Origin of the sequence: Knoellia terrae, assembly GCF_048606435.1 — a bacterium.
GTDB lineage: Bacteria > Actinomycetota > Actinomycetes > Actinomycetales > Dermatophilaceae > Knoellia > Knoellia terrae.
The window spans coordinates 556,081-579,598 of the sequence record NZ_JBMBWH010000001.1; the positions used below are offsets into that span (position 1 = coordinate 556,081).

Here is a 23,518-nt window from a genome sequence, read left to right on the forward strand (position 1 = left end):
CGTCGTCCCCACCGCGGGGACGGGAGGGTTTTTTTGTGCCACGCACAGCCAGCGACACCCATGACGATGCAGAGATGGTGACCGACGTGAGCGAGACCCAGGCAGCGCCGACCCCGGCGCGGCTCGCCGAGCAGGCCCGAGCCAAGGCACCGATCGAGGTGACCGGAGCCCAGAGCCTCGTCCTCTCGCTCGAGTGCATGGAGGTCGACACGGTCTTCGGGATCCCCGGCGGCGCGATCCTCCCGGCCTACGACCCGCTCCTCGACTCGGTCAAGGTGCGTCACATCCTCGTCCGCCACGAGCAGGGCGCCGGTCACGCGGCCGAGGGCTACGCCAGCGCCACCGGCAAGGTCGGGGTGTGCATGGCCACGTCCGGCCCGGGCGCGACCAACCTCGTCACCGCGCTCGCCAACGCGCACATGGACTCGGTCCCGATCGTGGCCATCACCGGCCAGGTCGCGAGCGCCTCGATCGGCACGGACGCCTTCCAGGAGGCGGACATCCGCGGCATCACCATGCCGATCACGAAGCACAACTACCTCGTCACCGACGCCGCCCAGATCCCGCGCGTCATCGCCGAGGCCTTCCACATCGCGGCCACCGGTCGCCCCGGGCCGGTCCTCGTCGACATCAGCAAGGACGCACTCCAGGCGAAGACCACCTTCGCGTGGCCGCCGCGCATCGACCTGCCCGGCTACCACCCGGTGACCCGTCCCCACACGAAGCAGATCCGTGAGGCGTCCAGGCTGATCGCCGCGTCCGAGCGCCCCGTCCTCTACGTCGGTGGCGGCGTCATCCGCGCCGACGCCTGCGAGGAGCTGCGCCAGTTCGTCGAGCTGACCCGCATCCCCGTCGTCACGACGCTCATGGCCCGCGGCGCCCTGCCCGACAGCCACGAGCTGCACCTCGGCATGCCGGGCATGCACGGGTCCGTCGCCGCGGTGACCGCCCTCCAGAAGGCCGACCTCCTCATCACCCTCGGTGCCCGCTTCGACGACCGGGTGACGGGGCAGCTCTCCACCTTCGCCCCCGAGGCCAAGGTCATCCACGCCGACATCGACCCGGCCGAGATCTCCAAGAACCGCAAGGCGGACGTGCCCATCGTCGGGTCCTGCAAGGACGTGCTCGTCGACCTCATCCAGTCCGTCGACGGCGACATCGACGCCGGCCGCGGCGGTGACTACGCCGCGTGGCGTGAGCGCACCCAGGGCTGGAAGCGCGACTTCCCCGTCGGCTACTCCGCGCCCGAGGGGGACACCCTCGCCCCGCAGTACGTCATCGAGCGGCTCAGCGCGATCGCCGGACCCGGCGCGGTCTACGTCGCCGGGGTCGGCCAGCACCAGATGTGGGCGGCCCAGTTCGTGCAGTACGAGCGTCCGCGGGCCTGGCTCAACTCCGGTGGGCTCGGCACGATGGGGTATGCCGTCCCGGCCGCCATGGGTGCCCAGGTCGGCGAGCCGGAGCGCACCGTGTGGGCGATCGACGGTGACGGCTGCTTCCAGATGACCAACCAGGAGCTCGCGACCTGCGTCATCAACAACATCCCGATCAAGGTCGCCGTCATCAACAACAGCAGCCTCGGCATGGTCCGCCAGTGGCAGTCGCTCTTCTACAACGAGCGCTACTCCAACACCGACCTGCACACCTCGCACGAGGGCACCCGCATCCCCGACTTCGTCAAGCTCGCCGACGCCTACGGCTGCGCCGGGCTGCGCTGCGAGAGACCGGAGGACGTGGACGACACGATTCGGCAGGCGATGGCGATCAACGACCGGCCGGTCGTCGTCGACTTCGTCGTGCACCGAGACGCGATGGTGTGGCCGATGGTGCCCGCCGGCGTGAGCAACGACGCGATCCAGGTCGCCAAGGACACCGCCCCCCAGTGGGACCGCGAAGAGGAGGTGAGCAGCTGATGTCGCAGCACACGCTCTCGGTGCTCGTCGAGAACAAGCCCGGCGTCCTGGCCCGCATCGCCGGGCTGTTCGCCCGACGCGGCTTCAACATCCACTCGCTCGCCGTGGGGGAGACCGAGCACGTCGAGATCTCCCGCATCACCGTCGTCGTCGACGTCGAGGACCTCCCGCTCGAGCAGGTGACCAAGCAGCTCAACAAGCTCGTCGAGGTGCTCAAGGTCGTCGAGCTCGACGCGGCCACCGCCGTCCAGCGGCAGGTCATGCTCATCAAGGTCCGGGCCGACGCGGCGACGCGCAGCCAGGTCCTCGAGCTCGTCCAGCTCTTCCGCGCCAAGGTCGTCGACGTCGCCACCGAGTCGGTGACCATCGAGGCCACCGGCCCCCACGAGAAGCTGGAGGCGCTGCTCGGGGTCCTCGAGCCCTACGGCGTGCGCGAGCTCGTCCAGTCCGGCATCGTCGCCATCGGACGCGGCCCCCGTTCCATCACCGACCGCGCGCTGCGCGGAGCCTGACCCCACACGCGAGCACACGGCATACGCCGTCCTGCTCCCCGACCACCACGCACGACAACCCGAGGAGAAGCCGAAAACCATGGCCGAGATGTTCTACGACGACGACGCGGACCTGTCGATCATCCAGGGGCGCAAGGTCGCCGTCATCGGATACGGCAGCCAGGGGCACGCCCACGCGCTCAACCTCCGGGACAGCGGGGTCGACGTGCGCGTCGGGCTCGCCGAAGGCAGCAAAAGCCGGGCCAAGGCGGAGGCCGAGGGCCTGACCGTCGAGACGGTGGCGGAGGCCACTGCCGAGGCCGACCTCGTCGTCATCCTCACGCCCGACCAGGTGCAGCGCACCGTCTACGCCGACTCCATCCAGCCGAACCTCAAGGAGGGCGCCGCGCTGCTCTTCGGGCACGGCTTCAACATCCGCTTCGACTACATCCAGCCCGAGGCCGGCTCCGACGTCCTCATGGTCGCCCCCAAGGGGCCCGGACACCTCGTGCGGCGTGAGTACGTCGACGGTCGCGGCGTCCCCGTGCTGCTCGCCGTCGAGCAGGACCCGTCGGGCACCGCCTGGGATCTCGCGAAGTCCTACGCCAAGGCCATCGGCGGCCTGCGCGCCGGCGGCATCCGGACGACCTTCACGGAGGAGTGCGAGACCGACCTCTTCGGTGAGCAGGCGGTCCTCTGCGGCGGCGCCAGCCAGCTCGTCCAGTACGGCTTCGAGACGCTGACCGAGGCCGGCTACCAGCCCGAGATCGCCTACTTCGAGGTGCTCCACGAGCTCAAGCTCATCGTCGACCTCATGGTCGAGGGCGGCATCGCCAAGCAGCGCTGGTCGGTCTCAGACACGGCCGAGTACGGCGACTACGTCTCCGGGCCGCGCGTCATCGACCCCTCGGTCAAGGAGAACATGCAGGCGGTCCTCGCCGACATCCGCAACGGCGCCTTCGCCAAGCGGTTCATCGACGACCAGGACGCCGGGGGGCCCGAGTTCACGGCGCTGCGCGAGAAGGGTGCCCAGCACCCGATCGAGGCCACGGGCAAGGAGCTGCGCAAGCTCATGGCCTGGGTGAAGACCGACACCGACAGCGACTACGTCGAGGGCTCGGCGGCTCGCTGACCGTTCCCCGACCCGTCACCTTTTCCGCCTCATCCCGGAAACCGACCGTTCCCCCCGGATCAGATCCGGGGGGAACGGTCGGTTTCCCGGGGAGACCTCCCGCGTATGCCGGCCGCACCGGTCCGTGGGTCACGCCGGGTGGGCGTGACCGTGCCGACGGGTGGAGCCTGCGGCGATGGCGCCGACGACGGCGATCCCGCCCAGGGCCCCGAGGGCGACCTGCAGGTACTCGACCGCGTTGTCGTCGACCGACACCGTCAAGGTGCTCGACGGTCCGAAGGAGTCGGAGTCCGCTGTCGAGTACTGCAGGGTCGAACCGTCGGGCCTGGCTGCCGAGCTGTTGAGCTCGCCCGGGTCCTGCCTGGCGTGGGCCGGGGCGATCGTGAGGAGGCCGGCGACCGCGGTGGTGGCCAGGGCCGCCGCCGCCCGACGGGAGGTGGTGTGGAGGTGCATGACGCTGTCCTTTCCTGGGGTGACCGGTGGTCCGGTCCGGGTGCCGGTGCTGCTGCGCCGGCTTCCCGACCAGTCCAGGGCGTCCGGGTCGCGACCCGGTCGTCACCTGGTGGGCGACCGGTCGCGGTTCGGTCGCGATGGCCCACCTCCCTGGAGTGAGGACGTGGACGACCTCCTCGAGGGCTGGCCCGTGTGGGGTGTCTTCGGCATGTTCTTCCTCATCGCCATGCTCCGCTCCAACGCGACGTACTGGGCGGGACGCGCACTGCGCGCCGGCGGCGCCCACTCGCGTCTCGCGAGGCACCTCGACCGTCCCGCCGTCGTGCGCACCGAGGGCCTCGTCGACCGCTGGGGCGCCCCCGTGGTCGCCGCCTCGTTCCTCACGGTCGGTGTGCAGACCTTGGTGAACGCGGCCGCCGGCGCCCTCCGCATGCCGCTCACGCACTACCTACCTGCGGCCGTCGGCGGGTCGCTGCTCTGGGCGACGCTGTACACGTCCGTCGGGGTGGCGTTGTGGGAGGCCGTCGCGGCCGGTCCGTCATGGTGGCTCCTCGTCGCAGCGGCTGTGCTCCTCGTCGTTGCCGGGACGACGAGGTGGATGACGCACGCCTCCGACGGGTGAGGCTCAGGTGGGTGAGTGCATCCGCCGGGGGAGTGGTCGGGGTTGGGCGGCGAGCCAGTCCTCGAACGGGCGTCCGCCGGTCTCCGCCTCGGGGCCGGGCAGGTTCCGGCCCTCCGCGAACCCCCGCAGAACCTTGCCGACCGGGGGGATGCGCACCGTGCGAGGCGGCCTGCGCCCGTCGTGCTCGGCCACCAGCGCCGACAGTGCACCTGCGTCGTATGCCGTGGGGCCGGCGAGCTCACGCGCCCGGACGAAGCCGTCCGGCGCCGCAGCCGTGGCGTGGTCCGCGAGCCGCGCGGCCACCCAGTCGATGTCCACAGGTTGGCTGCGCATGTGACCCACCGAGACGCTCAGCGGTCCGACGCGCAGCACCGAGGCGAGGAGGGCCGCGAGGGAGTGGAACTGGGTGGCCCGCACGATGGTCGTGGGGACACCGGCCCGTTCGAGGGCGGTCTCGGAGTCGAGCTTCGCGCGGTAGTAGGGATACGCGATGCGGTCGCACCCGACGATCGAGATCGAGACGACGTGCGCGGGCGACGCCAAGCGGCGCAGGGACTCGCCGATCCGCGTGGCTCCGGCGACGTCGACGGTCTGTGGCCGCCTCGGGGAGGTCGCCGAGTGGACAACGGCGTCGGCACCGTCCAGCACGGCATCCAGGCCCGCGCCGATCGCCAGGTCCACCCCGCTCCGACGGCTCGCGGCGACCGCCTCGTGCCCGCGCCTGGTCAGCTCCCGCACCACGCGACCACCCAGGTCGCCCGCTCCACCCGTCACGACGATGCGCATGCGCACAGTCTCCCCGTCGCTGGTCGAGAGAGTCGAGAGCCGGCGGGCCCCTATCCTCAGGTGTGACCGACACGATGGCGACCTGGCCGGCCGGGCTCCTCTGGGTCGGTCTCTTCGCCCTCGGCGTGGTCCGGGGACTCGGGTACTACGCAGCCGGCCGGGTGGCCACCCTCCGCGCCGCGCCGGACGGACGGGTCGCCGCCGCGCAGGCGAAGGTGCTCCGGTTCGGCGCGCGGTCGGTGCTCGTGACGTACCCGGTGTACGGGCTGGCGGGCGCGACCCAGGTCGCCAACGGCGCCGCGCGGATCCCACTCTCGCGCTTCCTCTGCGTGCTCACCCCGGTCTCGGCGGGCTGGGCCGCCCTCCAGACCGCACTCGGCGTCGCCGTGTGGCAGAGCCTCCTGGGCGGCTGACTCGCAGCGGAGCGGCATCCCGGTGTGTCGACGTCGAGCGCTCGGGTCCGGATGCCGGGCCGTGGCATCCACATTCTGGTCACCGGCCGTAGACTCGCCAGCGCACAACGCCGTGCATTCGCCCATCCGCGCCCCCGCCGAAGGAATCGCACGTGACCAAACCCGTCGTCCTCATCGCCGAAGAACTCTCGCCCGCCACCATCGACGCCCTCGGACCGGACTTCGAGGTCCGCAACGTCGACGGGGCCGACCGGTCCCAGCTCCTCCCGGCGCTCGCCGGCGTCGACGCCGTGCTTATCCGCTCGGCGACCAAGATGGATGCCGAAGCCATCGCCGCGGCCAAGAACCTCAAGGTCATCGCGCGCGCCGGTGTCGGCCTCGACAACGTCGACGTGCCCGCCGCCACCCAGGCCGGCGTCATGGTCGTCAACGCCCCGACGTCCAACATCACCAGCGCCGCCGAGCTCGCCGTGGGCCTGCTCCTCGCCACCGCGCGCAACATCGCCCCGGCCAACCAGGCCCTCAAGGGCGGCGCGTGGAAGCGCAGCAAGTACGGCGGCGTCGAGCTCCTCGACAAGAAGGTCGGCGTCGTCGGGTTCGGCCGCATCGGCCAGCTCGTCGCAGAGCGCCTCAAGGGCTTCGGCGTCGAGATCCTCGCCTACGACCCCTACGTCTCCGCGCAGCGCGCCGGCCAGCTCGGAGCGCGCCTCGTGAGCCTCGACGAGCTGCTCGCCGAGTCGGACTTCATCACCGTGCACCTCCCGAAGTCGCCGGAGACCCTCGGCCTCATCGGGACCGAGGCGCTGACCAAGGTCAAGCCCACCGTGCGCATCATCAACGCCGCACGCGGCGGCATCGTCGACGAGGACGCGCTGGCCGAGGCCCTGCGCGACGGTCGCGTGGCTGGTGCCGGCATCGACGTGTTCGCCAAGGAGCCGACCACGGAGAGCCCCCTCTTCGAGCACGAGTCGGTCGTCGTCACCCCGCACCTCGGCGCCTCCACCGACGAGGCCCAGGAGAAGGCCGGCGTCGCCGTCGCCAAGTCCGTGCGGCTGGCCCTCAGCGGCGACCTGGTCCCTGACGCGGTCAACGTCTCCGGAGGCGCCGTCGCCGAGGAGGTCCGCCCCGGCATCGACCTCGTCGAGAAGCTCGGTCGCATCTTCACCGGCGTCGCCGGCTCCGTCCCGGTCCAGCTCGACGTCGACGTCCGCGGCGAGATCACCGCGCACGACGTCTCCATCTGGGAGCTCGCCGCCCTCAAGGGCGTGTTCACCGACGTCACCGAGGACCCGGTGACCTATGTCAACGCGCCGCTGCTCGCCAAGGACCGCGGATGCGAGGTGCGCCTGCTCACCGACGCCGTCTCGGAGGACTTCCGCAACGTCACCACCCTGCGCGGGACCCTTGCGGACGGGTCGACCGTGTCCGTGGCCGGGACGCTCACCGGACCCAAGCTCGTCCAGAAGCTCATCGGCGTCAACGGCTTCGACATCGAGGTCCCGATCAGCGACCACATGGCCTTCTTCTCCTACAAGGACCGTCCGGGTGTCGTCGGTGTCATCGGACGCCTCCTCGGCGAGGCCGACGTCAACATCGGTGGCATGCAGGTGGCCCGCGACGACGCCGCCGGGCTGGCCCTCGTGGCCCTCACCGTCGACAACGAGATCCCGAGCGCCGTCGTGCACGCGATCGCGTCCGAGGTCGACGCCGACGTCCGCGTGGTCGACCTCGCGCAGTGAGCGCCCTAGTGGCGCAGCGCCGCTGACCGATCGACCGTATGCCGTGCGCTTTCCTCCCCGGGGAACCGCACGGCATACGTGTCGCGCGTCGGTTTCGGCAGGCTCGCCGTCCGTGATACTCGTTGTTCCTCAGACACACACGTCCCAGGAGGGTTTGTGAACCGTACGGATCTCAAGAACAAGGTTGCCGAGAGCGCGGGCATCAGCGGCGCCGACGCCGACCGCGCCATCGACGCCGTCATCGGCTCGATCACCGACGCGCTCGTCGCCGGTGACAAGGTCTCGCTGCCGGGCTTCGGCATCTTCGAGACGCGTGAGCGCGCTGCTCGCACCGGCCGCAACCCGCAGACGGGTGAGTCGCTCGACATCGCGGCCAGCACGTCCGCGGCGTTCAAGCCGGGTGCGGAGCTCAAGCGCAAGCTCGCCAAGAGCTGACCCCGCTGTTCGCGAATGCCGCGTGCCCTACCTCGGTGGGCACGCGGCATTCGTGCGTCAGGTCCGGTGCTGAGACCGCGTCCCACACTGTGGTCACTCCCTACCGGATGGTAGGACGTCCTCATAACCTCGACACCATGCAGCGGCAGGTCATCCTCATCGCCAGCCGCGGCGAGGTCCGGTCGTCAGCTTCCTCGTCGCGGAGACCCTGCGACGCACGCTGACCGGTTCGCCCACACCACGGGCTCGAGCCGACCGACCCGCCCACACCCCAGATGTCGAAGGACTGAAACCCATGAGTGAAGAAGCCAAGCAGGCCCAGCGGGCGCTGCAGGAGTCGCTGGACCTGCGCGACCAGGACCACACCGACGCCTGACCCACCCCCCTTTCCCGCCCGAAGTGGGTTCCTCTCACCCCGCCTGACGTCCTCAGCCAAGCGAACCGAGAGGAAGCCACTTCCGGCGGCGGGTCCCACGCTCTGCGTGGGCAAGTCGTCGAGGCAAGTTCGCATCGTGGGCACTGCGTCCCGCATCCCGAGATCTTCCTAGAGTGGACGGCATGAGCGAGCGCACCGCAGCGGACATCGACCTGGCCGTCATCGCCGGAGACGGCATCGGCCCCGAGGTCGTCGCCGAAGGGGTCAAGGTCCTCGAGGCGGTCACCGCCGGCAGTGGCACCAAGGTGAGCTCGACGGCATACGACCTGGGTGCACAGCGCTGGAACGCCACCGGTGAGACGCTGCCCGACGGCGTCCTCCAGGAGCTGCGCGGCCACGACGTCATCCTGCTCGGCGCGATCGGCGACCCGAGCGTCCCGAGCGGCGTCCTCGAGCGCGGCATCCTGCTGCCGCTGCGCTTCGCCCTCGACCACTTCGTCAACCTGCGCCCGGCCAAGCTCTACCCGGGAGTGGAGAGCCCGCTCGCCGTCGAGCGCGTCGCCCCGGACGGCATCGACTTCGTGGTCGTGCGGGAGGGCACCGAGGGTCCCTACGTCGGCAACGGCGGCTCCCTGCGAACCGGCACCCCGCACGAGATCGCCACCGAGGTCAGCGTCAACACCCGCTTCGGCGTGGAGCGGGTCGTGCGAGAGGCCTTTGCCCGCGCGCAGGCCCGGCCGCGCCGGCACCTCACCCTCGTGCACAAGCACAACGTCCTCACGCACGCGGGCCACCTCTGGCGGCGGACGGTCGAGGAGGTCGGCGCGGAGTTCCCGGAGGTCGAGACGGCCTACCAGCACGTGGACGCGGCGACGATCTTCCTCGCCACCGACCCGGGCCGCTTCGACGTCATCGTCACCGACAACCTGTTCGGCGACATCATCACCGACATCGCCGCTGCCATCGCCGGTGGCATCGGGCTCGCCGCGAGCGGCAACATCAACCCGACGGGGGAGTCCCCGAGCATGTTCGAGCCGGTCCACGGGTCCGCGCCCGACATCGCCGGCCAGGGCACGGCCGACCCGACCGCGACGATCCTCTCCGTCGCCATGCTGCTGGAGCACCTGGGCCGCACCGACGAGGCCGCCCGGGTCGAGGCGGCCGTCGCGGCCGACCTCGCGCAGCGGGGCAGCAGGGCCCGGACGACGAGCGCCATCGGTGACGCCGTCGCCGCCGGCCTGTCATAGGCTCGGGCACGGCCGCACCAACTGCATTCCTGCGTGGAAGGACCCCCGAGATGACCGACCTCTCGTTCACCGTCGAGCGACGTCAGGACCCGGCGACCGACGAGCGTCGTTCCGAGATCCACGCCGACCCCGGCTTCGGGGTGCACTTCACCGACCACATGGTCACGGCCACGTGGACCAAGGACGGCGGCTGGCACGACGGGCGCGTCGTCCCGTTCGGCCCGATCCAGCTCATGCCGAGTGCCGCGGTGCTGCACTACGCGCAGGAGATCTTCGAGGGGATGAAGGCCTACCGTCACGCCGACGGCTCGGTGTGGACGTTCCGCCCCGAGGCCAACGCCGCCCGCATGGCCCGCAGCGCCCGGCGCCTCGCGCTCCCGGAGCTGTCCGAGGACGACTTCATCGGCTCGCTCAAGGCGCTGCTCGAGGTCGACGAGGCCTGGGTCCCCCCGGCCGACGGCAGCGAGGCCAGCCTCTACCTTCGCCCCTTCATGTACGCCTCCGAGGCCTTCCTCGGCGTCCGCCCGGCCAACGTCGTCACCTACTCGGTCATCGCGTCGCCGGCCGGCCCGTACTTCCCGGGCGGCCTCAAGCCCGTGACGCTGTGGATCTCGCAGGACTACGCGCGCGCCGGCGCCGGTGGCACCGGCGCAGCCAAGTGCGGCGGCAACTACGCCTCGTCCCTCGCGGGCCAGCTCGAGGGCATCGAGCACGGCTGCGACCAGGCCGTCTTCCTCGACTCCGGCACGCACGAGCTCATCGAGGAGCTCGGCGGCATGAACCTCTTCTTCCTCACCAAGGACGGTCAGCTCGTCACGCCCGAGCTCTCCGGCACCATCCTCGAGGGCATCACCCGAAGCTCGATCCTCGAGCTGGCCAAGGACCTCGACCTCACGCCGGTCGAGCGCAAGGTGCCCATCCAGGAGTGGAAGGACGGAGTCGCCTCCGGCGACATCGTCGAGATCTTCGCCTGCGGCACCGCCGCCGTCGTCACGCCCGTCGGTGAGCTGCGCTGGGAGGGCGGCACGGCGCCGGCCGTCGGCGGCCCCGAGGGTGGCGAGGTCACCCGGGCGATCCGCTCGCGCCTTCTCGACATCCAGTACGGCCGCGCCGAGGACACGCACGGGTGGATGACCCGCCTCGTCTGACGGGATCCTGAAAGGTCCGCGAACGGACCATTGACGCCGGAGTCCGCCGTGGTGTTCTCTGTCCAGCATTGAGGTTTGCGGACCACAGGGTCCGGAAACAGACCATTGATGGAGAGTGCTCATGGCGACTCAGCGCGAACAGGACAGCACCACGACCGGGCACCAGAGCGACGAGGACATGCTGGCCGAGCTCGGCTACAAGCAGGAGCTCCATCGGGGGATGAGCGGCTTCAGCAACTTCGCCGTCTCCTTCTCGATCATCTCGATCCTCTCCGGCTGCGTCACGACCTTCTACCTCGCCATGGACGCCGGCGGTCCCGCGGCGATCAACCTCGGCTGGCCGCTCGTCGGCGTCATGGTGCTCTGCGTCGCCCTCGCCATGGCCGAGATCTGCTCGGTCTACCCGACGGCCGGCGGCCTCTACTACTGGGCGGGCAAGCTCGCCCGACGCAACAAGCGGGTGTGGGCCTGGTACGTCGGGTGGTTCAACTTCCTCGGCGAGGTGGCGGTCACCGCGGCCATCGACTACGGGGCCGCGATCACGTGGATGGCCCTGCTCAACCTCGTGTTCGGTCTGGAGGTGTCGCTGGCCTCGACGTTCGTCGCGTTCGTCGTCATCATCTGCCTGCACGGGCTGCTCAACACGTTCGGTGTCTCACTCGTCAAGCTGCTCTCGGACGTCAGCGCGTGGTGGCACCTGGCCGGTGTCGCCATCATCGTGGCCGTCCTCTGGCTCGTGCCCGACCAGCACCAGACGATGGGCTTCACCTTCACCGGCTTCGTCAACGAGACCGGCTGGAGCAGCGGCATCTACGTCTTCCTCATCGGCCTGCTGCTGGCCCAGTACACGTTCACCGGCTACGACGCCTCCGCGCACATCGCGGAGGAGACCAAGAGCGCGTCGACCGAAGCGCCCAAGGGCATCGTCCGCTCGGTCTGGGTCTCGCTGCTCGCCGGCTGGATCCTGCTCATCTCGATCACCGCAGCCATCCAGGACTACGCGGCGACCCGCGCCTCCGACACCGGGCTCCCCGTCGCGCAGGTCTTCATCGACGCCGCCGGTCGCAACCTGGGCATCACGCTGCTCTTCATCTGCGCCGTGGCCCAGTTCTTCTGCGGCATGGCCTCGGTGACGGCGAACTCGCGGATGTCCTACGCCTTCTCGCGTGACAACGCCCTCCCCGGGTCGCGCTTCTGGGCCAAGGTCAACCCCCGCACCGGCACCCCGACCAACTCGATCTGGCTGTGTGTCGCGCTGGCCATCATCGTCACCCTGCCGGCGGTCCGGAACCTCACGGCCTTCTTCGCGATCACCTCGATCGCGGTCATCGGGCTCTACATCGCCTACGTCGTCCCGGTCTACCTCCGCCGGACCAACCCCGCCTTCAGGCAGGGCCGCTGGAACCTCGGGCGCTGGTCCGCCCCGATCGGCTGGATCGCCATCGTCTGGGTGGCCTTCATCGTCGTGCTGTTCATGCTTCCGGCCTACGCACCCGGCACGTTCGGTGACGCGACCTTCAACTACGCGCCGCTGGCCGTGCTCTTCGTCCTCGCCTTCTCGACCATCTCGTGGTTCGTGGGTGGCCGGAAGCACTTCATGGTCGACGTGCCCGAGGGGCACGACACGATCCCGCCCGCCGAGATCTTCCGATGAGGTATGCCGTGAGGTCGGCTCCGTGACGGAGCTCCCCGTGGGCGTCGGCCGGCTTCCCGAGGCCGTCCTGCGCCCGGCGACGGCCAACGTCTTCGAGACCACGGTCGAGCAGCTGGCGACGGCGATCCGGCTCGGCGTGTTCGTCCACGGCGAGCACCTGCCGCCGGAGCGCGAGCTCGCCGAGCGGCTCGGTGTCTCCCGCAACTCGCTGCGCGACGCCATCGCGGCGCTGCGCACCAGCGGGCTGGTGACCACCCGACGCGGCCGCGGCGGGGGCACGGTCGTCACCTACGTCGCCCCGGTGCCGGGCTCGGTCCGGCCCCCGGTGCGACGCGGAGCGGCCCTCGCCGACGCGCTCGACTTCCGCCGGGTCGTCGAGCCGGGGGCCGCCTGGCTCGCGGCCGGTCAGGACCTGTCGGGTGACCAGCGGTCGTGGCTCGTGGAGTCGGCAGCGGCGGTGCGCGACGCCCCGGACGCGGCCTCGCACCGCATGGCGGACAGTCGCTTCCACCTCGCGGTGGCGACGCTGTCGGCCTCGCCGATGCTCATCGAGTCGGTCACCCGGGCACAGGCCGCGCTCGGCGAGATGCTCGGGGCGATACCGGTGCTCCCGCGCAACATCAGCCACTCGTGCGACCAGCACGACGCCGTGGTCGGTGCGATCCTCCGGGGGGACGCCGAGCGCGCCCGCGCCGCCATGGAGGAGCACTGCGACGCCACCTCCGCCCTGTTGAGGGGACTGATCGGATGAGACGAAGGAGCAGCACATGAGCGGATCGATCCACAGCAGTGGGCCCAGGCAGCTCACGCTCGACGACCTCCGGACCGGCGTGTCCACGGGGGAGATCGACACGGTCGTCGTCGCCTTCACCGACATGCAGGGACGGCTGACCGGCAAACGGCTGCACGCGGCATACTTCCTCGACCACGTCCTCGACGGGGCCGTGGAGGGGTGCAACTACCTCCTCGCGGTGGACGTCGACATGAACACCGTCGACGGCTACGCCATGTCGTCGTGGGAGAAGGGCTACGGCGACTTCGAGTTCGTCCTCGACCTGGACACGCTGCGTCGCACCCCCGGTCAGCCCCACTCCGTGACGATCCAGTGCGACCTCGCCTGGCTCGACGGGTCCGGCCCCGTGCGCCAGTCGCCGCGCGACATCCTCAAGGCCCAGGTCGCCCGCGCCACCGAGCTGGGCTGGCAGGCCATCGGGGGGACCGAGCTGGAGTTCATCCTCTTCGACGACAGCTACGCCTCGGCATGGGACCGGCGATACGTCGGCCTGACCGGTGCCAACCGCTACAACGTCGACTACTCGATCGTCGGGGGGACGGAGGTGGAGCCGGTCCTGCGCGAGATCCGCAACGAGCTGTACGCCGCGGGCGTCACCGTCGAGGGCGCCAAGGGGGAGTGCAACTACGGGCAGCACGAGATCGGCTTCCTCTACGACGAGGTGGTCCGGACCTGCGACAACCACGTCGTCTACAAGACGGCAGCCAAGGAGATCGCGGCCAGGCACGGCAAGTCCCTGACGTTCATGGCGAAGTACGACGAGCGTGAGGGAAACTCGTGCCACATCCACCTGTCCCTGCGGGGACTCGACGGCGAGGTCGTCTTCGCGGACGACGAGCGCGAGGGCGGGCAGGGCGTGCTGCACGACCAGTTCCTCGCCGGAGTGCTCGCGACGATGCGGGACTTCACCTACTTCTACGCACCGAACATCAACTCCTACAAGCGTTTCGCCCCCGGCTCGTTCGCGCCGACCGCCATCGCCTGGGGTCGCGACAACCGCACCTGTGCCCTCCGGGTCGTCGGACACGGCGCCGGTCTGCGGATGGAGAACCGGGTGCCCGGTGGCGACGTCAACCCCTACCTGGCGGTGGCGGCGATGCTCGCCGGTGGGCTCTACGGGATCGAGCACGAGCTCGAGCTGGAGCCGGCCTTCGAGGGCAACGCCTACCTGTCGGACGTGCCCACCGTGCCGAGGACCCTGCGAGAGGCGCGGCAGCTGCTGGCAGAGTCGGCGATCGCGCGTGAGGTCTTCGGTGACGACGTGGTCGACCACTACGTCAACGCCGCCGACGTCGAGATCACGGCCTTCGAGGCCGCCGTGACCGACTGGGAACGCGTCCGAGGATTCGAGAGGCTGTAGGCATGACGACAACGCATGACGTCGTGAACCCGGCGACGGAGGAGACCGTCAGGACGATCGACCTCGTCGGGGTCGAGGAGACCGACGAGGCGGTGGCCCGTGCCGTCGAGGTGGGTCCGGCGTGGCGCGCTCTCGCCCCGGCCGACCGCGGGCGGCTCCTGCGCCGGTTCAGCGACGTCGTCGGCGACCACGTCGAGGAGCTCGCCCGGCTCGAGGTGGCGAACTCCGGCCACACGATCGGCAACGCCCGCTGGGAGGCCGGCAACGTGCGCGACGTGCTGGCCTACTACTCCGCCGCTCCGGAGCGCCTGTTCGGGCGGCAGATCCCCGTCGGCGGTGGCATCGACCTGACCTTCAAGGAGCCGCTCGGCGTCGTGTCGGTCATCGTCCCGTGGAACTTCCCGATGCCCATCGCCGGGTGGGGCTTCGCCCCCGCGCTGGCCGCGGGCAACACGGTCGTCCTCAAGCCGGCCGAGCTGACCCCGCTGACCGCGATGCGCCTGGCCGAGCTGGCCCTCGAGGCCGGGATCCCCGAAGGGGTCTTCACCGTCCTGCCCGGCAAGGGGTCGGTCGTGGGGGAGCGGTTCGTCACCCACCCCGACGTGCGCAAGGTCTGCTTCACCGGCTCCACCGCCGTCGGGCAGGGCATCATGCGCGGGGCTGCCGACCAGCTCAAGCGGGTCACCCTCGAGCTGGGCGGCAAATCGGCCAACATCGTCTTCGCCGACGCCGACCTCGAGGCGGCGGCCGCTGCGGCGCCGATGTCGTTCCTGGACAACGCAGGTCAGGACTGCTGTGCCCGCACGCGCATCCTCGTGCAGCGCGGCGTGCTCGACGACTTCATGGGTCTGTTCGAGTCGGCGATGCGTGAGGTCCGGGTCGGCGACCCCGGCGACGAGGACACGCAGATGGGACCGCTCGTGAGCGACCGGCAGCGCGCGACGGTCCGCGGTTTCGTCGAGGAGAGCCAGGAGCCGGTCGACGTCGCCTTCCGCGGCACGGCTCCCGAGGGCGCCGGGTACTGGTACCCGCCCACGGTCGTCCTGCCGCGCTCCACGAGTGACCGCGTCTGGCAGGACGAGGTGTTCGGACCGGTCGTCGGCGTCATGCCGTTCGACGACGAGGCGGACGCGGTCGCGAAGGCGAACGACACGGCATACGGGCTGTCCGGGTCGATCTGGACACGCGACGTGGGCCGCGCCATCCGCGTCTCTCGCGGGGTCGAGGCCGGGAACCTCTCGGTCAACAGCCACAGCAGCGTCCGCTACTCGACACCCTTCGGGGGCTTCAAGTCGAGCGGCATCGGCCGCGAGCTCGGACCGGACGCGCTCGACGCGTTCACCGAGGTCAAGAACATCTTCATCAGCACCGAGAACTGAGAGGTCCGCAGACATGGGAGATCGACTCGCCGGCCGCGTCGCCGTCGTCACCGGGGGGTGCTCCGGCATCGGTCTGGCCACGGTGCGCCGCTTCGCGCAGGAGGGCGCCACCGTCGTCATCGGCGACCTCGACGACACGCAGGGCCCCGGGATCGCCGAGGAGGTGGGGGGTACCTACGTCCGCTGCGACGTCACCGACAAGGAGCAGGTCGACGCCCTCTTCGCGACCGCCAAGGAGCGGTTCGGCAGCGTCGACATCGCCTTCAACAACGCGGGGATCAGCCCTCCCGAGGACGACTCGATCCTCGACACCGACCTCGAGGCCTGGCGCCGGGTGCAGGAGGTCAACCTCACCTCGGTCTACCTGTGCTGCAAGGCCGCCCTGCCCCACATGCTCGAGCAGGGGAGGGGCTCGATCATCAACACGGCGTCGTTCGTGGCGGTGATGGGCGCGGCCACCTCGCAGATCTCCTACAGCGCCTCCAAGGGTGGTGTCCTGTCGATGTCGCGCGAGCTCGGCGTGCAGTTCGCCCGGCAGGGGGTCCGGGTCAACGCGCTGTGCCCCGGCCCGGTCAACACACCGCTGCTGCAGGAGCTCTTCGCCAAGGACGAGGAGCGGGCCGCGCGTCGCCTCGTCCACGTGCCGATGGGTCGCTTCGCCGAGCCGGAAGAGATCGCGAACGCCGTGCTGTTCCTCGCCTCCGACGAGTCGAGCTTCATCACCGCCAACACCTTCCTCGTCGACGGCGGCATCAGCAGCGCCTACGTCACGCCCCTCTGACCGGTGGACGACCGACCCGTCATCGGCGTCACCGCCTACGTCGAGCCCGTCTCCCGGGGCGACTGGAGCGGCCAGCACAGCGCCGTCGTCCCCTACGACTACGTCGCCGCGATCGAGCGCGCGGGCGGCGTCGCCGTCGTGCTGCCTCCGCGCGCCGACGCCGACGACGCGATGGTGCGCTCGCTCCTCTCGCGGCTCGACGCGGTCGTCATCGCCGGCGGTGCCGACGTCGAACCCTCGCGGTATGCCGCGCAGCCGCACCCGAGCGTGCAGGAGGCACGTCCCGACCGGGACGAGTTCGAGCTCGCGGTGGCCCGGGTGAGCGCCGAGCTCGAGATGCCGCTGCTGGGGATCTGCCGAGGGATGCAGGTGATGGCGGTCGCCGGCGGCGGGACACTCGAGCAGCACCTGCCCGACCGCGTCGGCCACACCGCCCACAGCCCCTCCGTCGGGGTGTACGCGTCGCACCACGTGTCGGTGCTGGAGGGGACGCGCCTGGCCGGGCTGCTCGGCACCGACGACCTCGACGTGCCGACCTACCACCATCAGGCGGTCGTCGAGCACCCCGGATATGTCGCCAGCGCCCGGCACGAGGACGGCACGGTGGAGGCGATGGAGGACCCTGATGTGCCGTTCCGGCTCGCGGTGCAGTGGCACCCGGAGGCCGGTGACGACGGTCGCCTGTTCGAGGCGCTCGTGGCCGCAGCCCGCGATTCCCACCTCGGTGAGTGACACTGACGTCGTGAGAGCTCCCGGACTGGCCATCGCCGCAGGAGGCCTGGGCCTGGCGGCGTGGGTCGTCAGGGCCGGACGTCCGGTCCCGGACGCCATCGGCGGGAGGGCCACCGGCGCGCGCGCTGCGCGGATGCAGGCCTCGCCCGAGTGGTCGGGCGGTCGCTTCCACAACCAGCAGCTGCGCTTCGAGCCCTCGTCGCGCTCGCTCGCCGGCAGCGTCAAGGAGCTCGTCGCCGGCCGCCAGGAGCGCCACCCCGTGGGGGACGTGCCGCTCGTGCGCGAGCCGATCGTCCCGCAGCCGGTCGGCACGCACGTCACGTGGCTCGGCCACTCGACGGTCCTCGTGCAGGTCGACGGCGCCGTCCTGCTGCTGGACCCGGTCTGGAGCGACCGGTGCTCCCCCTCGCCGCAGGTGGGCCCGCGCCGGATCCACCCGGTCCCCGTGGCGCTGCGCGACCTTCCCCCGGTGGACGCCGTCGTCATCTCGCACGACCACTACGACCACCTCGACATGGACTCGGTGAAGGAGCTCGCCGCAATCCGCGGCGTGACCCGCTTCGTCGTGCCGCTCGGGGTGGGTGCGCACCTCGAGAAGTGGGGCATCGGGGCCGACCGGATCGACGAGCTCGACTGGCACGAGGAGGCCAAGGTCGCCGAGGTGCGCCTCGTCGCGACGCCGGCGCAGCACTTCTCCGGTCGGGGGCTGTCGCGCGACGGCACCCTGTGGTCGTCGTGGGTCCTCGAGGGCACGACCGGCAAGGTGTTCTACTCGGGCGACACCGGCTACTTCATGGGCTTCGCCGAGATCGGAGAGCGCTACGGGCCGTTCGACGTGTCGCTGGTGCAGGTCGGGGCCTACGACGACGGCTGGCCCACCATCCACATGACGCCCGAGCACGGCGTCGAGGCGCATCTCGACGTGCGCGCCGGCGTGATGGTGCCGGTGCACTGGGGGACCTTCAACCTCGCGTTCCACCCGTGGAGCGAGCCGGTCGAGCGGGTCCTCGTCGAGGCTGAGCGCCGCGGTGCCACGGTCGTCGTGCCCCGGCCCGGCGAGCGGGTCGAGGTGACGGCGCTCCCGGACGCCCCCACCTACTGGTGGCGCTCGGTCACCTGACACCTCGGCGCTCGGGCGTGGGCGGCGGCTTCGTCGGCCCGGCGCACGAGGGTGAGCGGGTCGCCCGCGTCGACGGATCATCCACATCGACCGCAGGCATGTGCCGTCGTCCACAGCTCCGCGGTCTCGCTCGGGAGGGTGACGGCCGCCGGTGCGATGCTGGGCGCTCACACCAACCGGCGGGGGAGCCCATGACCAGCAGCACGACCGAGGCGGAGCTCATCGACCTGGCCGTGGCGTCGCTGCACCTCAGCCGCTCCCGCGCCTTCGACGATGTCGCGGTGGTCCTCGCGCAGCGGTGCTCCACGGGCGAGGGGGCTCGCGCCGTCGTCACCGCGCTGGTCACGGCCGTGCGTGCGGCGACGGCCGACGCCTGGCAGCGGGGCTGGCAGCCGTCCGACGTCCACCGGATGGCTCAGCGTCGGCTCTCCACGGATGAGCGGTCGTTCGTCCTTGACGCGATGGGCGACGAGCTGGACCGCCACACCCCGGCGACGGTCCACCCGGCCTGGTCCGCCCAGCTCGCCGCCCTCGATGCGAGACTCTGGTGGGCCCGTTCGCAGACCTGGCTCGACGCGCACCGCGAGCGCGGGGTCGACTGGCTAACGCTCGTCTCGCAGACGCTGACCGTCCTGCACCTGCTGCAGTCCCTTCCCGCGATCGAGAGGCTCACCGCACTGCCGGGAGCGTTCCGGGCTCCTGCGGGCGACGTGTCGCAGGGGTCATCGGGTCCGCCGAGGAACGTGGACTCGAGGATCCTCGAGCGGGTGCGCATGCTGCTCGCCAAGGCCGAGTCGACGACCTTCGCGGCGGAGGCCGAGACCTTCACCGCCGGCGCCCAGGCACTGATGGCACGCCACAGCATCGATGCCGCCCTGCTCGCCGCAGAGCAGGGCGGCACGTCCGGTGAGGGCGGCCCACACGGGCGACGCATCGGGATCGACACCCCGTACGACGGGCCCAAGGCCTCGCTGCTGACCGCCGTGGCGTCGGCGAACGGCTGCCGCATGGTCTGGACGCGTGAGCTCGGCTTCGGCACGGTGGTCGGCTTCGAGGCCGAGCTCGAGTCCGTCGAGCTGCTCTTCACGTCACTGCTCGTCCAGGCGAACTCGGCCATGCTGGCCGAGGGGTCGCGGGCCGACCACCGCGGGCGCAGCCGCACGAGGGCGTTCCGGTCGTCGTTCCTCACCGCGTACGCATACCGCATCGGTGAGCGGCTCCAGCAGGTCGCGAGGGACGAGGTGGAGTCGGCGGCACCGGAGGCCAGCTCCCGCGGCCGGGCACTCGTTCCGCTGATGGCGGCGCGGGTCGAGGAGGTGGAGCGGACGGTGGACGAGTGGTTCCCGTCCCTGACGCGTCGGCGGACCTCGTCCGTGCGCGACGCCGAGGGGTGGCACATCGGGCGCGCAGCCGCGGACCGGGCCCACCTCGACGGCTCGGCACCACGTGACAGGGTGGGGCGTCGCCGCACCGGCTGACCGGTGCCGCGAGCGCGTCAGTGCGACGGCGGACCGAGGCCCGCGACCGCGATGTGGACAGTGCTTCCCGTATGCCGGTCAGCCGTGCCAGTCTCTGCCTCGTGACACTCCTGTCCGTGGCCACCGCCACCATCATTATCGACTAGCGCGACGAACCTCCCGTTCGTCGCGCAGACCTCCCGTACCCGGGAGGTCTTTTTGTTGGGTCGACGACGGGGAGCCGGAGTCGGCCGGACAGAAGGCCCGGCCGACCACACCCCCGGTCACCGAGCAGCACGCGCGACGTCGACAGCGACACTGGAGCTCCACGATTCCCGAGACCGACGCACGAGATCGACCGAGACGAGATCCCCATGAGCGACCTGCACGTCTACGACACCACCCTGCGTGATGGTGCCCAGCAGGAGGGCCTGAACCTCTCCGTCGCGGACAAGCTCACGATCGCCTCGCACCTCGATGACCTCGGGGTCGGCTTCATCGAAGGTGGCTGGCCCGGGGCGAACCCGAAGGACACCGAGTTCTTCGCCCGGGCCGCCACCGACCTCACCCTCAAGAACGCGACGCTCGCGGCCTTCGGTGCGACGCGACGTGTCGGCGGCAGTGCCGCCACCGACCCCCTCGTGCGTGCCCTCCTCGACAGCCAGGCGAGCGTGGTCACAGTCGTCGCGAAGTCGCACATCGGTCACGTCGAGCGGGCCCTGCGGACCACGCCCGAGGAGAACCTCGAGATGATCCGCGACACCGTGTCGTTCCTGCGTGGCGAGGGACGGCGCGTCTTCCTCGACGCCGAGCACTTCTTCGACGGGTATGCCGTCGACCGCGCCTACGCGCTCGAGGCCCTGCGCGCCGCGGCCGAGTCCGGGGCCGAGGTGCTCGCGCTGTGCGACACCAACGGCGGCATGCTCCCAAGTCACATCGGTGACGTCGTCGCCGACGTCGCGGACGCGCTCGGCGTCGCCGGTGCCACGGGCACCGACACGCGGCTGGGCATCCACTGCCACAACGACACGGGCTGCGCCGTCGCCAACTCCATGGTCGCGGTCGACGCCGGGGCCACCCACGTCCAGGGCACCGTGAACGGCTACGGTGAGCGCACCGGCAACGCCAACCTCGTCACCGTCGTCGCCAACCTCCAGCTCAAGCAGGGGGTCCAGCTCATCGAGCCGCACCGCCTCCAGGAGTCGACGCGGATCAGCCACGCCATCAGCGAGGTCACCAACGTCCCGGCCTACAGCCGCCAGCCCTACACCGGCGCCAGCGCGTTCGCGCACAAGGCCGGGCTCCACGCGAGCGCCATCAAGGTCGACCCTGACCTCTACCAGCACCTCGACCCCAAGCACGTCGGCAACGACATGCGGATGCTCATCTCGGACATGGCCGGTCGCGCCTCGATCGAGCTCAAGGCGCGGGAGCTCGGCCTGGACCTCGACCCCACGAGCGCCGAGGACAGTGCGCTCGTCCAGCGCGTCCTGGCGACCGTCAAGGAGCTCGAGCTGCGTGGCTACACCTTCGACGCGGCCGATGCCAGCTTCGAGCTGCTGCTGCGACGAGAGGTCGAGGGCGCCTTGCCCGACTTCTTCCAGGTCGAGTCCTGGCGGGTCATCACCGACTCGCAGTCGCAGGGCGACGCCCTGTCCGAGGCGACCGTGAAGCTCACCACCGGGGGCAGGCGAGTCCTGCGCACCGGCGAGGGCAACGGTCCGGTCAACGCGCTCGACCACGCCCTCCGGCTCGCGCTCGCCACGGCATACCCCGAGATCGAGCACCTCGAGCTCATCGACTACCGGGTGCGCATCCTCGACGCCGCCCACGGCACCGACGCGGTGACGCGCGTGCTCATCGAGACGAGCGACGGGGAGACGACGTGGGAGACCATCGGCGTCGCGGCCAACATCCTCGAGGCCAGCTGGGACGCGCTGGTCGAGAGCGTCACCTACGGCCTCCTGCGCGCGGGGGTGCCGGTCCGCTGACCGACGCCCGCAGGACCGCCGGGCGACCGTCCGCTGTGCCACGATGAACGGCATGGGTGGACCCGGAGGTGACCTCGAGGTCCCGCCCGGTCCCGGACTCCCCGGCGGTCTGGTTCTCGCTGCGGACGAGCTGGTGGAGAGGTTCTCGCGCTCGTCGGGCCCGGGGGGACAGGGCGTCAACACGACCGACAGCCGGGTGGAGCTGTCGTTCGAGCCGGCCACCTCGCGCTCGCTCACCGAGTCCCAGCGCGACCGCGTCGTCGAGGTGCTTGCCACCGCACTGGTCGGCGGGCGCATCGTCATCGCGGCCTCCGAGTACCGCGCCCAGCTGCGCAACCGCGCCGCCGCCCGTGAGCGTCTCGCCGCGCTGCTGCGCGAGGCGCTGGCGCCCGCCCCTGCGGCCCGTAGGCCCACCCGACCGACGCGCGGGTCGCAGCGCCGCAGGCTCGATGCCAAGAAGCGACGCAGCGAGCTCAAGTCGCGTCGTGGCCGACCCAGCGCCGACTGACCTCAGCGCGCTCCGTCGAGGACGTCGAGGATCCGTCGGCGCAGCTCGTTGGACCGCTCGGAGAACGCTCGCTGGCGCTCGACGTATGCCGCCTTGCCGACTGCCGTCTCGATCGGCAAAGGCTCGACGCCGTGACCGGAGAGGTCGTAGGGCGAGGCCTGCATGTCGAGCAGGCGGATCTCCCGGGCGAGGTCGAAGCAGTCCATCGTGAGCGCACTGGGCACGAGCGGCGACAGCTTCGTCGCCCATTTGTAGGTGTCCATGCCCGCATGCAGGCAGCCGGGCTGCTCGAGCTCCACCTGCGAGTCGCGTGAGGGCTGAAGGGCGTTGCGGGACAGCGCCTGCGGTGTGAAGAAGCGAAAGGCGTCGAAGTGGCTGCACGCGATCTGGTGGCGCTCCACGACCTCGTCGGTGCCCGCCTGCCCGAGCCGGAGGGGCACCTGCTCGTGCCGTATGCCGTCCTCTCCCGCGCGGTAGACCATCGCCCACTCGTGCAGGCCGAAGCACCCCAGCCGGGCCGGGCGCGACACGGTCGCCTCCAGCAGCCGTCGCACGAAGTCCACCGCCCGGCCGCGGGCCTCGACGAACGAGGTCACGTCGAGCTCGACGGCGTCGCCCACCGGCCGGTAGTGCCGCCACTGTGCGCGCTCCAGGGCGGCAGCTCCCTCGAGCCGCACACCGGCGCCGGGGTGCCACCGTCGCAGCCGGCTCGGGGTCACCGAGTAGTAGCGGAAGAGGAAGTCCTCGACCGGGTGCGGCACCCCGCGGTCCCGGCGGGAGAGGTGACCGGCGGTGGCGGCGTCGACCCGTTCGGCGTGAGCCGCCTCGAGGGTCGTCCACGTGGGGTGGTCGAGGAGCGTGAGGACGGGCGACATGACCTCACCAGCGTAGGCGAGCCGAGATCTCCGTCTCGCGTCCCGGACACGGGTCCGTGTGCGACGATCCCCCCAGGTCCGCACCGTGGCGGACCGTGAGCACCCCTGGAGCC

Annotated in this window: 22 protein-coding genes; 19 read left to right on the forward strand and 3 right to left on the reverse strand. The window is 70.9% G+C overall.

The features are described from left to right. Positions 1-74 precede the first annotated feature (74 nt). The 3 genes from ACOJV9_RS02720 to ilvC all read left to right on the forward strand — a co-directional run bounded on the left by ACOJV9_RS02720 (position 75) and on the right by ilvC (position 3,536). Positions 75-1,913, forward strand: coding sequence for an acetolactate synthase large subunit (locus ACOJV9_RS02720; RefSeq protein ID WP_420183767.1), 1,839 nt, complete (start codon positions 75-77; stop codon positions 1,911-1,913). After that, positions 1,913-2,425 (forward strand): acetolactate synthase small subunit, encoded by a 513-nt coding sequence (gene ilvN, locus ACOJV9_RS02725; RefSeq protein ID WP_420183630.1) that lies wholly within the window; start codon positions 1,913-1,915, stop codon positions 2,423-2,425. The genes ACOJV9_RS02720 and ilvN overlap by 1 nt, the downstream gene beginning before the upstream one ends. A 79-nt stretch (positions 2,426-2,504) precedes the next feature. Next, a complete protein-coding gene (gene ilvC / locus ACOJV9_RS02730; protein WP_420183631.1) occupies positions 2,505-3,536 on the forward strand; it encodes a ketol-acid reductoisomerase in 1,032 nt (343 codons plus the stop codon). A gap of 129 nt (positions 3,537-3,665) precedes the next feature. Here the strand turns inward: ilvC and ACOJV9_RS02735 are convergent, their stop codons facing one another. After that, the gene (locus tag ACOJV9_RS02735; RefSeq protein WP_420183632.1) at positions 3,666-3,989 is read right to left on the reverse strand and encodes a hypothetical protein; all 324 of its coding nucleotides are present in this window, start codon (positions 3,987-3,989) and stop codon (positions 3,666-3,668) included. A gap of 163 nt (positions 3,990-4,152) precedes the next feature. Here ACOJV9_RS02735 and ACOJV9_RS02740 point away from each other — a divergent pair, with 163 nt between their 5' ends. Further along, positions 4,153-4,611, forward strand: a complete 459-nt coding sequence (locus ACOJV9_RS02740) for a DedA family protein (protein WP_420183633.1) — start codon at positions 4,153-4,155, stop codon at positions 4,609-4,611. Between the two features lie 3 nt (positions 4,612-4,614). On the opposite strand, the gene ACOJV9_RS02745 is transcribed toward ACOJV9_RS02740, so the two are convergent. Continuing rightward, the gene (locus ACOJV9_RS02745; RefSeq protein ID WP_420183634.1) at positions 4,615-5,397 is read right to left on the reverse strand and encodes an SDR family oxidoreductase; all 783 of its coding nucleotides are present in this window, start codon (positions 5,395-5,397) and stop codon (positions 4,615-4,617) included. Positions 5,398-5,459: 62 nt separating this feature from the next. On the opposite strand from ACOJV9_RS02745, the gene ACOJV9_RS02750 reads away from it, so the two are divergent. From ACOJV9_RS02750 to arfB, 15 genes are all read left to right on the forward strand, one after another. Beyond that, positions 5,460-5,810, forward strand: a complete 351-nt coding sequence (locus tag ACOJV9_RS02750; RefSeq protein ID WP_420183635.1) for a hypothetical protein — start codon at positions 5,460-5,462, stop codon at positions 5,808-5,810. Between the two features lie 152 nt (positions 5,811-5,962). Beyond that, positions 5,963-7,549: a phosphoglycerate dehydrogenase gene (serA, locus tag ACOJV9_RS02755; RefSeq protein ID WP_420183636.1), complete on the forward strand. Its 1,587-nt coding sequence runs from the start codon at positions 5,963-5,965 to the stop codon at positions 7,547-7,549. A 78-nt stretch (positions 7,550-7,627) separates the two neighbouring features. Beyond that, on the forward strand, positions 7,628-7,984 hold the full coding sequence (locus ACOJV9_RS02760; RefSeq protein WP_420183637.1) for an HU family DNA-binding protein: 357 nt from the start codon (positions 7,628-7,630) through the stop codon (positions 7,982-7,984). A 558-nt stretch (positions 7,985-8,542) separates the two neighbouring features. Next, complete coding sequence (locus ACOJV9_RS02765; RefSeq protein WP_420183638.1) at positions 8,543-9,607, forward strand: 3-isopropylmalate dehydrogenase; 1,065 nt, start codon at positions 8,543-8,545, stop codon at positions 9,605-9,607. Between the two features lie 50 nt (positions 9,608-9,657). Continuing rightward, positions 9,658-10,755 carry a branched-chain amino acid aminotransferase gene (locus tag ACOJV9_RS02770; protein WP_420183639.1) on the forward strand — a complete coding sequence of 366 codons (1,098 nt, stop codon included), beginning with the start codon at positions 9,658-9,660 and terminating at the stop codon, positions 10,753-10,755. Positions 10,756-10,876: 121 nt separating this feature from the next. Further along, on the forward strand, positions 10,877-12,409 hold the full coding sequence (locus ACOJV9_RS02775; RefSeq protein WP_420183640.1) for an amino acid permease: 1,533 nt from the start codon (positions 10,877-10,879) through the stop codon (positions 12,407-12,409). Between the two features lie 22 nt (positions 12,410-12,431). Beyond that, the gene (locus ACOJV9_RS02780; protein ID WP_420183641.1) at positions 12,432-13,160 is read left to right on the forward strand and encodes a FadR/GntR family transcriptional regulator; all 729 of its coding nucleotides are present in this window, start codon (positions 12,432-12,434) and stop codon (positions 13,158-13,160) included. Positions 13,161-13,176: 16 nt separating this feature from the next. Further along, positions 13,177-14,562 (forward strand): glutamine synthetase family protein, encoded by a 1,386-nt coding sequence (locus tag ACOJV9_RS02785; protein ID WP_420183642.1) that lies wholly within the window; start codon positions 13,177-13,179, stop codon positions 14,560-14,562. Positions 14,563-14,564: 2 nt separating this feature from the next. Then, positions 14,565-15,941, forward strand: a complete 1,377-nt coding sequence (locus ACOJV9_RS02790; protein WP_420183643.1) for an aldehyde dehydrogenase family protein — start codon at positions 14,565-14,567, stop codon at positions 15,939-15,941. A gap of 13 nt (positions 15,942-15,954) precedes the next feature. Beyond that, complete coding sequence (locus tag ACOJV9_RS02795; protein ID WP_420183644.1) at positions 15,955-16,722, forward strand: 3-oxoacyl-ACP reductase; 768 nt, start codon at positions 15,955-15,957, stop codon at positions 16,720-16,722. 3 nt (positions 16,723-16,725) lie between these two features. Beyond that, complete coding sequence (locus ACOJV9_RS02800; RefSeq protein ID WP_420183645.1) at positions 16,726-17,454, forward strand: gamma-glutamyl-gamma-aminobutyrate hydrolase family protein; 729 nt, start codon at positions 16,726-16,728, stop codon at positions 17,452-17,454. A 10-nt stretch (positions 17,455-17,464) separates the two neighbouring features. Beyond that, on the forward strand, positions 17,465-18,574 hold the full coding sequence (locus ACOJV9_RS02805) for an MBL fold metallo-hydrolase (protein WP_420183646.1): 1,110 nt from the start codon (positions 17,465-17,467) through the stop codon (positions 18,572-18,574). A 191-nt stretch (positions 18,575-18,765) separates the two neighbouring features. Further along, entirely contained in the window at positions 18,766-20,052 is a 1,287-nt protein-coding gene (locus tag ACOJV9_RS02810) for a DUF2786 domain-containing protein (protein WP_420183647.1), read from the forward strand. Between the two features lie 353 nt (positions 20,053-20,405). Continuing rightward, the gene (gene cimA, locus ACOJV9_RS02815; RefSeq protein ID WP_420183648.1) at positions 20,406-22,022 is read left to right on the forward strand and encodes a citramalate synthase; all 1,617 of its coding nucleotides are present in this window, start codon (positions 20,406-20,408) and stop codon (positions 22,020-22,022) included. Positions 22,023-22,074: 52 nt separating this feature from the next. Beyond that, complete coding sequence (arfB, locus tag ACOJV9_RS02820; protein WP_420183649.1) at positions 22,075-22,530, forward strand: alternative ribosome rescue aminoacyl-tRNA hydrolase ArfB; 456 nt, start codon at positions 22,075-22,077, stop codon at positions 22,528-22,530. A 2-nt stretch (positions 22,531-22,532) separates the two neighbouring features. Here arfB and ACOJV9_RS02825 read toward each other — a convergent pair whose 3' ends face one another. Then, positions 22,533-23,405: a 3-methyladenine DNA glycosylase gene (locus ACOJV9_RS02825; protein WP_420183650.1), complete on the reverse strand. Its 873-nt coding sequence runs from the start codon at positions 23,403-23,405 to the stop codon at positions 22,533-22,535. Positions 23,406-23,518: the final 113 nt, after the last annotated feature.

Coding starts and splice junctions, on each gene's coding strand:
- ACOJV9_RS02775 (WP_420183640.1), top strand. CDS start 10,877: ATGGCGACTCAGCGCGAACAGGACAGCACCACGACCGGGCACCAGAGC.
- cimA (WP_420183648.1), top strand. CDS start 20,406: ATGAGCGACCTGCACGTCTACGACACCACCCTGCGTGATGGTGCCCAG.
- arfB (WP_420183649.1), top strand. CDS start 22,075: ATGGGTGGACCCGGAGGTGACCTCGAGGTCCCGCCCGGTCCCGGACTC.
- ACOJV9_RS02785 (WP_420183642.1), top strand. CDS start 13,177: ATGAGCGGATCGATCCACAGCAGTGGGCCCAGGCAGCTCACGCTCGAC.
- ACOJV9_RS02825 (WP_420183650.1), bottom strand. CDS start 23,405: ATGTCGCCCGTCCTCACGCTCCTCGACCACCCCACGTGGACGACCCTC.
- ACOJV9_RS02810 (WP_420183647.1), top strand. CDS start 18,766: ATGACCAGCAGCACGACCGAGGCGGAGCTCATCGACCTGGCCGTGGCG.
- ilvN (WP_420183630.1), top strand. CDS start 1,913: ATGTCGCAGCACACGCTCTCGGTGCTCGTCGAGAACAAGCCCGGCGTC.
- ACOJV9_RS02790 (WP_420183643.1), top strand. CDS start 14,565: ATGACGACAACGCATGACGTCGTGAACCCGGCGACGGAGGAGACCGTC.
- ACOJV9_RS02745 (WP_420183634.1), bottom strand. CDS start 5,397: ATGCGCATCGTCGTGACGGGTGGAGCGGGCGACCTGGGTGGTCGCGTG.
- ilvC (WP_420183631.1), top strand. CDS start 2,505: ATGGCCGAGATGTTCTACGACGACGACGCGGACCTGTCGATCATCCAG.
- ACOJV9_RS02765 (WP_420183638.1), top strand. CDS start 8,543: ATGAGCGAGCGCACCGCAGCGGACATCGACCTGGCCGTCATCGCCGGA.
- ACOJV9_RS02795 (WP_420183644.1), top strand. CDS start 15,955: ATGGGAGATCGACTCGCCGGCCGCGTCGCCGTCGTCACCGGGGGGTGC.
- ACOJV9_RS02720 (WP_420183767.1), top strand. CDS start 75: ATGGTGACCGACGTGAGCGAGACCCAGGCAGCGCCGACCCCGGCGCGG.
- ACOJV9_RS02770 (WP_420183639.1), top strand. CDS start 9,658: ATGACCGACCTCTCGTTCACCGTCGAGCGACGTCAGGACCCGGCGACC.
- ACOJV9_RS02735 (WP_420183632.1), bottom strand. CDS start 3,989: ATGCACCTCCACACCACCTCCCGTCGGGCGGCGGCGGCCCTGGCCACC.